10 protein-coding genes are annotated in these 14,872 nt (G+C 47.5%); 5 read left to right on the plus strand and 5 right to left on the minus strand.

Annotated elements, in window-relative coordinates; translation table 11 throughout:
- Positions 1–170: 170 nt before the first annotated feature.
- From H8K55_RS20400 to H8K55_RS20410, 3 genes are all read right to left on the minus strand, one after another.
- Positions 171–1,616, minus strand: coding sequence for a YdgA family protein (locus H8K55_RS20400; RefSeq protein ID WP_186943974.1), 1,446 nt, complete (start codon positions 1,614–1,616; stop codon positions 171–173).
- Positions 1,617–1,753: 137 nt separating this feature from the next.
- Entirely contained in the window at positions 1,754–4,198 is a 2,445-nt protein-coding gene (locus H8K55_RS20405) for a sensor domain-containing protein (RefSeq protein WP_186943976.1), read from the minus strand.
- Positions 4,195–5,478, minus strand: a complete 1,284-nt coding sequence (locus H8K55_RS20410) for an HD-GYP domain-containing protein (RefSeq protein ID WP_186943977.1) — start codon at positions 5,476–5,478, stop codon at positions 4,195–4,197. The genes H8K55_RS20405 and H8K55_RS20410 overlap by 4 nt, the downstream gene beginning before the upstream one ends.
- Before the next feature lie 264 nt (positions 5,479–5,742).
- Between H8K55_RS20410 and H8K55_RS20415 the strand changes: the two genes are divergently transcribed.
- The 5 genes from H8K55_RS20415 (at position 5,743) to H8K55_RS20435 (ending at position 13,631) form a co-directional block, all read left to right on the plus strand.
- Positions 5,743–6,486 (plus strand): metallophosphoesterase family protein, encoded by a 744-nt coding sequence (locus H8K55_RS20415; protein WP_186943978.1) that lies wholly within the window; start codon positions 5,743–5,745, stop codon positions 6,484–6,486.
- 4 nt (positions 6,487–6,490) lie between these two features.
- Entirely contained in the window at positions 6,491–7,993 is a 1,503-nt protein-coding gene (locus tag H8K55_RS20420; RefSeq protein WP_186943980.1) for a bifunctional serine/threonine-protein kinase/universal stress protein, read from the plus strand.
- A 171-nt stretch (positions 7,994–8,164) separates the two neighbouring features.
- Positions 8,165–11,365: a ligand-binding sensor domain-containing protein gene (locus tag H8K55_RS20425; RefSeq protein ID WP_222612560.1), complete on the plus strand. Its 3,201-nt coding sequence runs from the start codon at positions 8,165–8,167 to the stop codon at positions 11,363–11,365.
- Positions 11,366–11,500: 135 nt separating this feature from the next.
- Positions 11,501–13,129 (plus strand): M28 family peptidase, encoded by a 1,629-nt coding sequence (locus H8K55_RS20430; RefSeq protein WP_186943985.1) that lies wholly within the window; start codon positions 11,501–11,503, stop codon positions 13,127–13,129.
- 94 nt (positions 13,130–13,223) lie between these two features.
- A complete protein-coding gene (locus H8K55_RS20435) occupies positions 13,224–13,631 on the plus strand; it encodes a hypothetical protein (RefSeq protein WP_186943987.1) in 408 nt (135 codons plus the stop codon).
- A 29-nt stretch (positions 13,632–13,660) separates the two neighbouring features.
- On the opposite strand, the gene H8K55_RS20440 is transcribed toward H8K55_RS20435, so the two are convergent.
- Both H8K55_RS20440 and H8K55_RS20445 read right to left on the minus strand, forming a co-directional pair.
- The gene (locus tag H8K55_RS20440) at positions 13,661–14,077 is read right to left on the minus strand and encodes a hypothetical protein (RefSeq protein WP_186943989.1); all 417 of its coding nucleotides are present in this window, start codon (positions 14,075–14,077) and stop codon (positions 13,661–13,663) included.
- A gap of 213 nt (positions 14,078–14,290) precedes the next feature.
- A complete protein-coding gene (locus H8K55_RS20445) occupies positions 14,291–14,839 on the minus strand; it encodes a hypothetical protein (RefSeq protein WP_186943991.1) in 549 nt (182 codons plus the stop codon).
- Between the last annotated feature and the right edge of the window lie 33 nt (positions 14,840–14,872).

Genomic DNA, 14,872 nt, shown 5'->3' on the forward strand with positions numbered 1-14,872 from the left:
CGCCCAATCCACTGTATCCCAGCGGCCCATCCAAGTACTCTTGCACTACTTGGTATTTGAATTCATCTGTATTTTTAGTCATTAAAAAACCCCAATAGTTGGTGTCCAACTATTGGGGTTCAGTTCAATTGATCAGTTCGCTTTTTTTATGGATGCAGAATTTTCAATATTTATTTCGTAGGCACGGCAACTGGTGGTGGCATGTTGCTTGCCGCATCACCTGCGGGTTTGGCGGGAAAGACTTTGCCATTGACTAAGAATTGCCCGTCCTTCCAACTAAATTGTGATTGATAAGTCTTCGCTTCACGCTGCAAAAATCCCTGCGTTTCCCAGGTTTCGATTTGTGAATAAAACATACTGCGCATCATGTTTCTTGCTTCGGGATCGGATTGACTAGCGTCGATAAAATCGTCAACCAAACCATCGCTTAAACTGACTTGTCCTTTACTCTCGATTTTCGTCATCAGTAATGCAGGGTTGTCGAAGTCTTCTGCTTGCACACCCACAAATCCTAGTTTAGCTGATACTTTGAATTCCCCATTTTTACCGGTCAAACTGAGACGGTCGAGGGCGATTTGCGGATTGTGCTTGAGGATTTCTATCGCGTATTGCTTCCATTTTTTCTGTATTTCTTCTAATTGTGCGGCATCCTCTTTTGCTAGGTCAGCACGCGAAAGTTCAAGAAATAGTTGATTGGTACTTGGCCCATGCAAATTGCGTAGCGAGTAATCGTAATGGACGCTACCAACCAGATTGTCGTTCATGGTGATGCTGTTAATGCCAAATTTGAGCTCAGAATTGATTAAGTCGTGATCCGCATGGGTGCTGCTTTCTATGACTAAGTCTTTTAACTGCACGCCTTTGTTCCCTGCTTGCGTATTGACGAAGCTGATGGCATTGATACTGGCTTTCGAGTCGCCGAGATAGATAAACCCATCCGGGTAAGCGCGTTCGGCTTTGCCTTGTAACTTGATGTCACCGATTTTGAGCGTCGTGCTGCCATTAGCGGTGATGATTTCTGCACCGGGGGAGGCAAAATCAAAACTGAGCGTCTTATAGTTGGTGTCAAATCCTATGTCAAAACGCAGTCCTTTCCAATCCAGCTTATCTTGATTTGGACCAACGGTCGTTTTTACAGCTGGGCTGGTGATGCGGAAGTTTCCGCCGCCGGTGTAATTTAATACGGTGCGGATCTCTAAGAATTTTTTATCACCGAAAACTTTTTTGAGTTCGGCAATACTGGCTGCATCTAGTACGATCTCGGTGTCGATTTTTCCGGCACCAATGCCGAAAATTCCCGGCACAGGACCGTGCTGAATATGATTAATAATTTGCATTTGTAAGGGCTTAGTTTCGCCCGGCATAGTGCTGTCCGTTGGTAGTGCAGATTTGGCAGACATCCCTGCCGTATTGAGCTCTATCGTGCTTTCTTGCGTCGATGTAAAAATACCGCGTGTGTAGGTTTGTTTGACGACTTTAAAATTGGAAAAAAGCAGATCCCGCCCATCCAACTTACTTAATTTCGTTTCCAATCGCTTACCGGTGACCCATGCAGCCGTTGGATAGGCGACCGCCAGCGCGGCGACAACGGCGATCAGAAGCGAACTTTTTTTCATATGAAATTCCTAGGTGGAAGCAAAAGAGAGAATGCGAGAAATAATAGCGCAAAGATACTAAGGGCTGTTGACATATTCAAGTCGTACTTCCACTTCGTGGCAAGCAGCTCTGACGTCAGGCCACAGAGAAAGGGACGTTATTGGTGACTCAAATTATGCAAAACAGATTGCTCTAGCGGGGTTTCCTGTTGCAAAAATTTTGCTTCAAACTCATGCGGATTCAAAGCTTTGGCAATCAGATAGCCCTGAATCTCATTGCAATTCAATTCGCACAGCAATTCTTTTTGCTCTTCGGTTTCTACGCCTTCGGCAATGACTTTGAGTTTTAAGGCGTGCGCTAAGCTGATAATTGCAGTCACGATGGCGATATCGCTTTCATCTTTCGCCAGATTCATGATGAAAGAGCGGTCTATCTTTAATTTATGAATAGGGAAGCGCTTCAAATAACTGAGACTGGAATAACCCGTACCAAAATCATCAATCGCCATTCTCACGCCCAGCTTGGCAATGGCATTCAGTTTTTTCAGCGTCTCTTCGATATCGCGTATCAAAATCGATTCCGTCAATTCGAGCTCTATGCAAGCGGGATCTAGATGAGCGTCGTCCAAGGCATTTGCCAGGCTCTCGACAAAATTCGCCTGCTGGAATTGCAGCGCCGAGACATTGATAGAAATGCTTAAGTGGCGACCATCTTTATTCCAGCTTGCTGCCTGCGCGATGGCGGTATGCATGACCCAAGTGCCGATGGCGATAATCAAGCCCGTTTCTTCTGCGATGGGTATGAATTTGGCTGGGCTCACTTCGCCCAAATCCTTGTCGTACCAACGTATCAGTGCTTCCGCCCCAAACACTTGATTAGATTGCAGGCAAACTAGAGGTTGGTAGTGCAAGCGGAATTCTTGATGCTCTAATGCCTGACGCATCGCATGGTCTATCTTCATGCGTGACAATAAGCCGATATTCATCTGGCGCTGGTAGAAGCGGAAATCCGAACGACCACGTTCTTTGACGTGATACATCGCACTATCGGCGTTCTTGATCAAGTCTTCAATCTTGTTGCCATCCGCCGGATATAAGGCAATCCCGATACTGCAAGTCACGCTGAACTGGATGCCATCAAGACAGAATGGCGCACTCATATCGGCCAGCACGCGGCGTGCGCAAATTTCGGCACCACCCGCATTTGCTTGATGCAAGAGCAAAACAAATTCATCGCCACCTAGTCGCGCTGCAGTATCGACTTGGCGCAAACAGTTTTTCAGACGCTCGGTGACTTCGATTAAAACGCGGTCACCAAATGGGTGGCCAAGTGAATCATTGATTTGTTTGAAGTTATCCAGATCCAAGAACAGTAAAGCAAATTCACCATTGCCACGATTCGCATGCGTGATCGACTGATTGATCCGTTCTTCCAACAGTAAGCGGTTTGGCAAACCAGTCAGCGCATCTGAAAACGCCAGTTCTTCGATTTTTTGTTTGGCGTTATAGCTTTCGGTTCTATCTTTGAAAAAGCCTATGGTATGCAAGGTCTGACCGCGTTCGTCTTGAACTCTGACCAATGAAATCATGCATAAATAAGCATGACCATCTTTGCGGCGATTCCAGATTTCCCCTTCCCAGAATCCTTGTTGATCCAGGTCATGCAGCAAGTGCTTAAGAATTTCGGTATTGCTTTGATTGAGCAAGAAATCCTCTATGCTCAAACCTAACATTTCTACTTCGTTGTATTGCGTTAGTTTTTCAAAGCTAGGATTGATGGTGATAATTTTTTGTTCGCAGTCGGTGATAAAGATCGCATCCGTGCTCGCCTCAAACACTTTGGAAGCAAGCTGTATGCGCGCCTGATCCGCCAATTTTTGCGAAATATCGCGGAAGGAATACACTCTGCCTATCGGCCTGCCGCGCGCATATTGTGGCAGAGTCACGCGTTCTAAGACTTTGCCTGAGTGCAGTACTAAAACATCTGAGGCCTCCATCAGCGGCGAACGCCGAATCGCTGCCAAGCGTTCATTGTAATAACTGGCATCGACCATGCATTGGTCCATCCAAGAGTAGACTGCAACATCTTCACGTTGGGTTAATAATTCTTCGGGCAAATTCCATAGTTTGGCGAACAGATGGTTATAGCTGCGAATGCCGCCATCCATGTCGGTAACCAAGATACCGTCTGCGGTCGATTCTAAGGTCGCACGCAATTCGGCGATCAATTTTTCTAGTTCAGTTTCGACATGACGTTGATCGGTATGATCGCGAATCGCAACGACATACAAGGTTGTCTCTACATCCAGATGCACCAGGCTGACGCGCCTGACCACATGAATGATGGAATCATCGGGACGTTTTAAGAGCGTTTCGGAATAAATATTATTTGATAGACCAGCCGCGACATCTTCCCAAAAGAACATGTCTTCCGGTGACGAGGCCAAATCAACGACAGGAGTTCCGATGAGACTGTCTGGCGCCAGGCCCAATAATTTATGCGCTGAGCGGTTTGCCGCGAGGATTTGCAATTGTAGTGGATCGACCAGCAGGACGCCTTCTATCATTCCTTCAATTAAGGCTATCCATTGGCGCTGTATCATGACAGCTGTCCTTGTAGATCACAGGCCAGCGACGCAGGATCACTAGCTCGTTCAAAGAAATAGCAGAGGCGTTTTCTAGGCGATAAATAATCGTAGGCAGCCTTTGGTAACTGTATCGGTTTTAAACTGCGGCGTATGCCGATCTGGGTTTCATGTTCCAGATTAATCACCAACGCATCTTCGCGTGGTATGTGGGGATCATGAATGACCACTTTAGGTTTAATGGGGCGACTGGAGTTAACTGACACCACCAAGGCATAACGTTCATCGCTCAGTTGTACTACCGACCCCGGCGGATAAATTCCCATCATTTTGATGAAGGCGGTCAAGGTTGCCGTATCTGATTGTGTTTTGTTCTTGGTGAATAACTGGGATAGAGCTTCGTGCGGCGTTACGGCATGCGCAACATTGCTAGGGTTACACAGATTATCGAAGCGATTGACCAAAGAGATAATACGGCTGAGTCCGGTCATTTTTTCGACATGGATATGCCCCGGATAACCACTGCCATCGGCGTATTCATGATGTTGCGCAATTAAGATGGTGGCGTTCGGTGATAGTTGCAACTTACGTGCAATATTCACGCCGTGCGCCACATGGCTTTGATATAACTGACGCTCGGCGGGACTACTTTGATCATCGAGCCAACGTAATCTATCTGGCAATTCCATCTTGCCGACATCATGTAATAGCGCGCCGATACCGAGTTCCAGCATATCGTCTTTCGGCAATTCGAGCGCTTTGCCTAAGAGCAAAGAAATCAAGGTGACATTGACACTATGCAAGGCGGTTTTTTCACCCGCTTTTTCTGAGAGCAGACGAATCGCCGATTCTTCCGCATTCAGGATGCCTTCCAGCATGCCTCGCACTAATTGCGTCGCAGAATCACGCGCTAACAATGGTTGTGCGTGAACAATTTCAGTTAAATGCTTAAATTCTTGTGTGGCTTGTCCAAATTGTTTTTCGCATTGCATTAGACTTGCTTGTTGCTGATGCAATAAGGCTCGGCGTTGTTTGGCTGCCAGCTCTTCCGGTGTCTCGTTGGTGGTTTTGACAGCGACGACAGTCGGAGCAATTACGACGCTTTCGACATGACTTTTCTCAGGCGCATAGCGGATTTTTTGTAAGCCTAAGTCACGTAACTTATTAATCTGATCTTGGTTGCGAACTTCGAAACTATTGACAGGAAAAGGATGATCCATCCAGCCGATATCGAGATAGATGTACATACCTATCTGTAGTTCGGCCGGGCTAATAAAATGCGAATTAATTTCTGTCATTGAGCGCACAATGTGGCGAGTGGGTTATGATGAAAGAAAAAAGTTTCTTTAAGTCAATTATTTTAGTATAAGCCTAAAACCTTGAAAATACTCCATATCGGGAACTTAGGCTGTAATTATTATTTGATTTTATTCCCTAACGTTGTATTCACATCGTGCCAGCAAATATTTTCGTGATGGCATAGCAGACAGTGACTGGCTAGCTCGGCAACTGGCTCTAAAATCAGGTTTTTATCGATTATTTAAAAAATAAGGTAGAGCACTATGCTGCTTGCAGTATTAACTGATTTGCACGCTAATCGGGAAGCGTTAGAGGCTTGTCTCGCCCATGCGCAAGAGCGATCAGCGGAACAATATGCATTTCTCGGTGATCTGGTCGGTTACGGCGCAGACCCCGGCTGGGTCATTGATACTGTCAGTGACTATGTACAGCGCGGTGCTTATGTCTTGATGGGGAATCATGATCTGGGTGTATTGCAGGACGAACGCAAAGACATGAATCCGAATGCGCGCTATGTCGTTGAATGGACGCGCCAAAATCTGAATCCGCAGCAATTGGAATTTATCCAGGCATTGCCTATGCAATTTGAAATCGACCAATGCCTGTTCGTGCATGCAAACGCTTGGGCGCCTGAGCGTTGGGAATATGTCGATGGGAATATGGAAGCAGCACGCAGTATGCGTGCCACCAACGCGCAGATCACTTTTTGCGGTCACGTGCATACGCCTAGCTTGTACAACATGAATCATGCCGGCAAAGTTGGCACCTTTACTCCGGTGTCTGAACTTAGCGTGCCATTGAGTAAATTGCGACGTTGGTTGGTACAGCCTGGCTCAGTTGGGCAACCGAGAGACGGTAATCCGGCTGCCTGTTACGCTCTGTTTGATACACAACAACTAGAACTGACTTTTTTTCGCGTACCTTACGACAATGAGACCGCGTCACAAAAAGTGCTGGCGGCGGGTTTGCCCGCCAGCTTGGCACGACGTCTGATTCAGGGAGGCTAAAGCCATGACAGCAGAAAATGGGCAGGATGGAATCGATAGCTCAAGCGTGGTGTCAAACTCTGCGACCGTTGCGGATACGTCTGTCAAAAAACTGAGTCGCCTGCAAGTCGGCATGCTTGTCGATGGCTACCAATTAGAAGAAAAATTGCACACCGGTGGGATGGCTGCCTTGTGGCGCGTCACCGATTTGCAGCAACGATTTGTGCAAGCCGACGGTAGTTTACCTGCACTGATCATGAAAGTGCCTTTGATGTTTAGCATTGACGATCCGACGGCGATAGTCGCGTTTGAAGTCGAGCAAATGATCATGCCCAAATTGAAAGGCAAGCACGTTCCTAAATATTATGGCGCGGGCGATTTTGATACTCAGCCTTTCATTGTGATGGAGCAGATCGGTGGCGTTTCCTTGCGTGCCCGCTTTGATGCCGCACCTTTACCAATTGATGAAGTCGTCAATGTTGGCATAAAAGTCGCGACCGCATTACAAGACTTGCACCGTCAGCATGTGATTCATCTAGATTTGAAACCTTCGAATATTATGTTTCGGGCTGAAGGCGATGTAGTGCTGATTGATTATGGTTTATCTCGCCACGACAAATTGCCCGACCTATTGGGCGAAGAATTCCGCTTACCCATGGGCACGGGACCCTATATCGCGCCGGAACAGGTATTGGGTATACGAAATGAACCACGCAGCGATCAGTTTTCGTTAGGCGTTTTGTTGTATCACCTCGCGACTGGCGAACGTCCGTATGGGCATCCGACTTCGGTTGCTGGGCTAAAAAAACGTCTGTATCGCGATCCCATTCCACCACGTGCGCACAATGCGGCGATTCCTGATTGGCTGCAAGAAATCATTTTGCGGTGTTTGGAAGTGGAGCCTGGTGCGCGCTTCGATACAGCGGCACAATTGGCATTGATGTTACAAAATCCCGCGCAGTTGCGCCTAACTGCACGGGCGGAAAAGCGCGGACAAGATGGCATGATGTCGGTCTTGAAGCGGCGCTTCCAAGCTGCAGGTGCCGAGCCGTTTGCACAGTACAGCGTGTCAGAACATTTATCCCAGGCACCGATCATTATGGTGGCCTTGCATTTGAGTGAAAGCAATACTGAACTCGCTGACGATATTCGCATGATTACCCGTCGCTTATTGCAAACCGAGCCTGGTGCGCGCCTGGCTTGTGTGACGATACGTAAAACCAGTCGTATCGGTTTGGATGACGCAATGGTGCAAAATGGACAAAATATGCACGTCAAGCAATTAGTTGAATTGAAACATTGGGCGCGGCCGTTGCAGGTGCGCAACGATAAAATTACCTTTCATGTATTAGAAGCGCACGATCCTGCTGCTGCAATTATTGACTACGCGCATAATAACAATGTCGACCAAATCATTATTGGTTCACGCGGTAGTTCGACTCTACGCCGTTACTTAGGCAGTGTTTCCGCGCAAGTGGTAGCCGAGGCTGAATGTACCGTTACAGTGGTAAAACAAAGACGCGAATAAGTTCCGTCCTCTTTTGGAAGTTCCGGCATGCCCTATTGTGTACGAGATTTTTATTCACTGAGATGCCTCGTACGCACTAGCCTCCTGCAATTGATAGGCGCACTGTGCTTTTCGACCTCGGCGCAGGCTATCGCACCGCACAACCCAACTACAGCACAACCGTGGAGCTCAATGGCTGACATGGTGTTTCGTCACCTGTCGACCTCTCAAGGTTTGCCGCAATTTAGTGCGACCGTCGTCGCCCAAGATGGTGAAGGCTATATTTGGGTTGGTACTCAAGGTGGTCTGGCACGCTGGGATGGTTATCGCTTCCGCAATTATTTGCCAATACCGAATGACCCGACCAGCCTACCGGATAATTACGTCATGTCGATGTACAACGACAAACATAATCGTCTTTGGGTCGGCACCAATGGTGGCGGTGTCGCGCGCTATGATGACAGAACGGATAGCTTTGTCCGGGTTCCGCTAGGCCCCACAGGCATTAGTCACGTCACAGTCAGTTCCATGACTGGTGATGGCAAAGATGGATTATGGTTGGCGACACGCAACGGTTTAGATCATTTTCAACCTGATACGGGTGTGGTGCAACACTATCGACACGATCCGAATAATCCAGATAGCTTGCCGAGTAATTTTGTGCGTACGGTGGCACTCGATCCGCATGGTATTTTGTGGGTAGGTACGACTCAAGGACTAGTGCGATTTGATGTCGCGAAACAAAGCATGCGCCGGATTCGTTTACCTATGGATGAAGCAAAGGTACAGCGCATCGTCAGTCTGGGACTGAGCGCCGATGGAAAACTATGGATAGGTACATTTGATTCCGGTGCTTTTTTTCTAGATACCAAAGCATCGACCAATTCAGAAAATTCAATCGCAGTGTCGCGCCTGCAAATTCAAAAAACTGATAGTAATGTTACCTTGACGGGTACTGAAAATATCCACGCCATTCAACAAGCTGGCACCGATGAAATCTGGTTGGGGACTTACGGCAAAGGCGTCGTGATTGTTAATACCAAGACCCTAGAGACTAAATCGATCACGCATGAGCCGAATCGTCAAAGCAGTTTAGCGGATAACGCCGTATGGTACATTTTGCGTGATCGTTCGGGATTGATTTGGGTCGGTAGTCAACGTGGTCTTAGCCTGCACGATCCCTCATCGAATGCGTTCTTAACTGTTTATGGCGGTGAAAACCGGCGTCATGGTTTGGGGGGATTAGATTTCTTTTCCGTCCACGGATTTCAAAATGGTGACGTTTGGGTAGGCTCGCAAAACAATGGCATCAGCATGCTGAAAGCTGGTTCAGCGAAATTTAATGCGCTCGCAGCGGACGACAGGCAAGTGCAAACCAGTTTGCCACAAAGTGCGATTTATACGATATTTCCAACCACCGATGAACAGGTATTTATAGGTACTGAAAAGGGCTTGTATCAGAGTCAGCGTAATGGAACAGGCATAAAGCGCCTTAAGCTTAGCCCTAGAAATCCTGTACTACGCGTCGCGACTTTATTGCAGCTTGGTGATCAATTGCTCATTGGTGGCCCCGAAGGTATCTGGTTAAAAGACTTGAAACAGGTCAACGAGGATAAATCTATACCAGCACCTTGGGCTGTTCCAATTGCTAATAAGTTTGTGACGGACATGCAAATTGCCCCAGATGGTGCTATTTGGGTCGCCACCTTACAAGATGGTGTTTATCGCTATGACCCGACCAGTGGTGAATTACTCAATATCGCGCCGGATCCAGCAAATCCCTTGGGTTTGCGACATAGAAATGTGTCTGGGATGTTGTTTGATTCGCGTGGCTGGTTATGGGTAGCGATGCAAGGTGGTGGTATCGACTTATTGCGCAATCCGAGTGGGCGACCACCTTTTTCTTTCGAGCATTTTGGCAAGAAAGAAAAAATGCCCAACGAATTAGTGAATAAAATTTTAGAAGATAAACAGGGCAATATCTGGGCCAGTACCGATGAAGGCTTTGCCCGCATCGATACAAAAACGATGCAACTTGATCCATTTGTCGAGTCTGACGGCGTTCCCATTACCGGCTATTGGAGTAATTCTGGTGGTCGTGCAGCACAGGGGGAACTGATTTTCGGTGGTGTCGGTGGTTTGACGATCGTTCGCTCTGAATTGGTGAAGACCTATCGCTACCATCCACCTATTGTGGTGACGAATATTCAATTAGGTGGCAAAACGATCGCGGCTAACCATGTCGGCTTGGTAGGTCAAAATGCCAAAAAAATTATTGTTCAACCCGATGCAAACAGCATCGTCGTTGAGTTTTCTGCGCTCGATTTCTCGGCACCAGAACGCAATCGTTACGCGTATCGCTTAGAAGGCTACGACAAAAATTGGGTAGAGACAGACTACACCCGACGTCTGGCGGCGTATACCAATCTACCTCCGGGTGAGTATCGCTTATTGTTACGCGGCTCGAATCGCGTAGGTGATTGGAATGATGAAAATCTGGTTTTGATCGTTAAAGTGTTACCTGCATGGTTTCAAACTTGGTGGGCCTATGCGCTCTACGTTTTACTCTTGATATTATTGATTGTCGCCGTGGTGCGCTGGCGCTTATGGCGTTTGAATGAGGCCAACCAAACCTTAGAGTTGCTGGTGCAAAAGCGCACACGTGAACTAGAACAATCACGCAAAATGTTAGAAGAACAAAGCCTGACTGATCACCTGACTGGTTTGCGCAATCGTCGCTTTTTAAATCTGTACATAGGCGAAGATATCGCCAGAGTAAATCGCGCTTATCAAGCTTTAGATGGGCAAGAGATTGATCGTGCAGCCTTAAATATCGACATCATTTTTATGATGGTCGATATTGATCACTTTAAGTCGGTCAACGATGAATTTGGTCATGCCGCCGGCGATCTGGTGTTGACGCAAACCACTGCGATTTTGTTAGAAGCCGTGCGCGAAGCCGATACCATCATCCGTTGGGGTGGTGAAGAATTTTTGATTGTGGCCCGTCATGCTAATTATTTGGAAGCCGAAGTATTAGCAGAACGCATTCGCACGAGGATTGCCGAACATGTGTTCACCCTACCCGATGGACAAACGCTGCAGCGCACTTGCTCTATCGGCTTAACCACCTATCCATTTATTCCTACTTCCGTTGAGGCTTTCTCGTGGGAGCAAGTAGTTGATATCGCCGATCAATGCCTGTACGCGGCCAAACATGGTGGCAGAAATGCTTGGGTAGGATTGTTCTTATTGGGAAATTACTATGCCAAAGAACATATTACAAATGTCGCTTTGGAAGTAGAACAACAGATAGCGCAGGGACATATCCTGGTGAAGAGTTCCCTACCGGATGCCAGCAAGCTTGATTGGTCGCATGGACGTGGACCTTGATGTCTGATTCTAAGTTCTCTTAAGTTATCTACGGAACTTCTCACTGAAAATTCACTCTGTGGATAGCTAATATAAGCAGCTAAAATAGCGACTTTGCCCCACCCAATTTATACCAAGAACAAATACAGGAGAATTATGAAAAATAAATTAGTCTTGACCAGTCTGGCGCTCAGCCTTGCACTGGCATTTTCTGCACATGCGGCCGATAAGAAACACCCAGCTAAAACTGCTACCGTCGAAGAAGCGCCATTACGCGCTCATCTGGCATTGATCTCCTCGGATCTGTTTGAAGGTCGTGGCACCGGTCAACGTGGTGCCGACTTGACGGTACAATATTTAGAAAGTCAGTCGCAAGTCATTGGACTGAAGCCGGGCAATGGCAATAGCTATCGTCAATTAGTCAAAATCGCGGGTGTCAAAGCTTTGCCGCAGCAAAGTAGTTTGCAACTGGTAGCTGGCGGCGCACCAATTGCGATTGAATTTGGTAAAGACTGGGTTTGGGCACCGGGCGATGCCGTCGCTACCCATCAATTCGATACCGATATCGTCTTCGTTGGTTACGGTATCACAGCCCCAGAAGAAAAATGGGACGATTACAAAGGGCAAGATGTTAAAGGCAAATTGCTGGTGATGATGGTTAACGATCCGCAACCGACAGCCGAAGAAGCAAATCGTTTTGGCGGTAAGGCCCTCACTTACTACGGTCGTTGGACTTACAAATATGAAGAAGCAAAACGTCGTGGCGCAGCCGGTGTCTTATTAATTCACACCGACGCATCTGCCAGTTATGGCTGGTCAGTCGTACAAAATGGCGGCACCGCAGAAAAATTCCAACTGCAGGGCGCAGCACTCGGCACGGGTTTGCAAGGCTGGATCAGTGAAGACACTGCACGTAAATTATTTGCAGGTGCGGGCAAAGATCTCGATCAATTACGTGCTGCAGCCGAGCGTAAAGATTTCGCCCCAGTGACTTTGGCAGCAAAATTAGTCGGTGAAGAAAAAGCCGACATCCGTACGGTTGATCAATACAATATCGCTGCGGTGGTACCAGGTACCGATCCAAAACTTAAAGACGAAGTCGTGATTTACAGCGCGCATTGGGATCATCTGGGTAAGCAGGGAACGACAGGAGACACGATCTATAACGGCGCGATCGACAATGGCTCCGGTACTGCAGCTCTATTAGCGATGGCGAAAGCAGCGATGCAAGCACCGGCCAAGCGCAGTCAAATGTTCTTATGGGTAGCCGCTGAAGAACAAGGTTTATTGGGTAGTGCGATGTACGCTGCACAACCGCTGTGGCCAGCCAACAAAACCGCCGCGAATTTAAATTTGGACAGTTTGAATTTCATGGGCATCACGCGCGACATCAGCACTCGCGGCAGTGAGCGCACCGAGTTAGGCGAGATCGCCGCCAAGGTTGCCAAAGACATGGGATTAAGCGTCGCGCCAGTAGAACCCGATTTGGCAGGCGGTTATTTCCGCAGCGACCATTTCAGCTTTGCTAAAGCAGGCATTCCTGCCTTCTCCATCGGTGGCGGCAGAGACTACGTCAAAGACCCAGAAGGCACACGTGAAAAAGCCCGTGCCCATAGTAAGCGTACTTACCATCAAGTCAGCGATGAATTTGATCCGACCTGGGATTTCTCTGGCATGGTGCAACAAGCGCAATTCACGCTGAACCTCGGTCGCGCAGTCGCCGATGGCGCCAAGATGCCAGCCTGGAAAGCTGGTGATCCACTAGGTCAGGTACGCGCCAGGTAATCGTATGTGATGATATAAGCGGAGGTGCAAGGATATTTACTTGCACCTCATGCATACTCACTTAATAGTTTTCAGCAACAAGCCGGAAGTACAGATGTCGCAACAAACCACCCGTCCCAGCGAACGCACACTCTTACAAAGAGTCAGAAATCAACTCATCGATTATCTAGAAATCGCCGCCTCGTTCCAAGCCCAACAAGATTTTCAAACACAAGCTCCACAGACCCACGTCGCCACCGAAGTCTTAGAACAATGGGCAGATTGGGTCAGCCCCAATTGGCAAGAAGAACTCAAGGCGCCAACTTTTTCAGAGCAAGAAAGAAGTGCCATCACCGAGTTTCAAACCATCTGGCAAGGCACCCACAACACGCTCGTACGTCCCTTACCCGCTCTGGAGTACATACAACTCGCACCAGCTTGGCAGCAGTTGCGGGTGGCGGCGGAAGATTGCTTGCTAGTGTTTATGCTGCGCGGGAAGTTGTCGGATGATGTGGAGGAATAAGGGACAGTTTCGAATGGTCTGAAATTGAGTTATCGCTCAAATTTTTCGCTGATAGGGGAAAAATAAGATAGCGCTAAAATGATTCCCCAAAGGGTCGCAGATGCCTCGATAAATGCGGACTCAAGTCCTGAATGGAGTGATGTGCCGATCAAGGTATAAATGAAGAATCCCATCAACGTCGTATAGGTAGAAAGTGCCCTTGCCCAATTCTTGAAAAAGAAAAGTCCAATGAGGCCAGCTACCCAAGTTAGAGCAAAAATTGTAGCGCCAGGAACTGCGATCCAATAGTGGCTTATGAACCAAGTTTCAGGTTCTGCATTATAAGCAGTTTCTAAATTTTCGGAATATATAGGGAATAAGCTAGACACTATTGTGGCAAGGGTCAGCGCAATATAGGTCCAAAGGAGTTTCCGATATCGGGATTCTGTGATGGGTTGAATCTTCATATTTGTTGATGTAGTTAGTGCAGTAGGTGCGATTAGTGAAACGTAATCGCACGTATGTTCGGTGTTCGTATTGTCCATCGACACTTCCCTAAACATGCGTGTTTATCAATCCGCAATGCGAAATAAGCATGACCTGGCTTCCGATTTGTTGCGCTGTCTAAAGACCCATGCATGCGATTAGTCAAGGCAATCATTGCGGTAGCAACCTACTTGCTACGATACCTTCAAGCTCCGAAGAGCTTCGCGTAATTCAGGCTCAATTTTTTCAAAAATTTCGTCAGTTGCGGAGAACATCAACTCTACAAAGACGCCCCCGTTAACGGCGTGGACGATAAAGACTTTCATTTTTCGATCCGGACCAGACAGAAATTCAGATTCATAAGCTAAGGAATTTGGCAGAGTGATTCCATCATGCTCCACCGTGAGAAATTTCTTGCGAGGCCAACCGCGCTGTGCCATTAGACGAGCAGAAATCAGAACTACATTGGAATCGGCGGGTACTTTGAAGGCAACGACATTCAAGCCTGCTAATACCATGCTCCCATCCTTGTCCACGATGGGAGAACGCTTCCAAGAAACCATTAATGGGTCGCTAGATTCCATACTTGGTTTTAAGTTACCTTGAACTTGTCGTTTTGCATCCCAAGTATCCGGGAGTTTGAATGAAATATGTGCTTCATTCAATTGGATGTCTGATGCCGCCGCTGCAGTCGGTGGCTCAATGAAGAGTAATAATGCCGCGAAAATTGCAAGGATCTTCATAGTATAAAGCCTAACTCGGAGTTAACGGAGGAC

It is taken from the genome of Affinundibacterium flavidum, from assembly GCF_014284175.1.
GTDB classification, from domain to species: Bacteria; Pseudomonadota; Gammaproteobacteria; order Burkholderiales; family Burkholderiaceae_D; genus Undibacterium; species Undibacterium flavidum.

What these genes read in the sequence shown, in the direction of transcription:
- H8K55_RS20425 (WP_222612560.1), top strand. Translation starts at nt 8,165, where the DNA reads ATGGCTGACATGGTGTTTCGTCACCTGTCGACCTCTCAAGGTTTGCCG.
- H8K55_RS20400 (WP_186943974.1), bottom strand. Translation starts at nt 1,616, where the DNA reads ATGAAAAAAAGTTCGCTTCTGATCGCCGTTGTCGCCGCGCTGGCGGTC.
- H8K55_RS20405 (WP_186943976.1), bottom strand. Translation starts at nt 4,198, where the DNA reads ATGATACAGCGCCAATGGATAGCCTTAATTGAAGGAATGATAGAAGGC.
- H8K55_RS20440 (WP_186943989.1), bottom strand. Translation starts at nt 14,077, where the DNA reads ATGAAGATTCAACCCATCACAGAATCCCGATATCGGAAACTCCTTTGG.
- H8K55_RS20415 (WP_186943978.1), top strand. Translation starts at nt 5,743, where the DNA reads ATGCTGCTTGCAGTATTAACTGATTTGCACGCTAATCGGGAAGCGTTA.
- H8K55_RS20420 (WP_186943980.1), top strand. Translation starts at nt 6,491, where the DNA reads ATGACAGCAGAAAATGGGCAGGATGGAATCGATAGCTCAAGCGTGGTG.
- H8K55_RS20410 (WP_186943977.1), bottom strand. Translation starts at nt 5,478, where the DNA reads ATGACAGAAATTAATTCGCATTTTATTAGCCCGGCCGAACTACAGATA.
- H8K55_RS20435 (WP_186943987.1), top strand. Translation starts at nt 13,224, where the DNA reads ATGTCGCAACAAACCACCCGTCCCAGCGAACGCACACTCTTACAAAGA.
- H8K55_RS20445 (WP_186943991.1), bottom strand. Translation starts at nt 14,839, where the DNA reads ATGAAGATCCTTGCAATTTTCGCGGCATTATTACTCTTCATTGAGCCA.
- H8K55_RS20430 (WP_186943985.1), top strand. Translation starts at nt 11,501, where the DNA reads ATGAAAAATAAATTAGTCTTGACCAGTCTGGCGCTCAGCCTTGCACTG.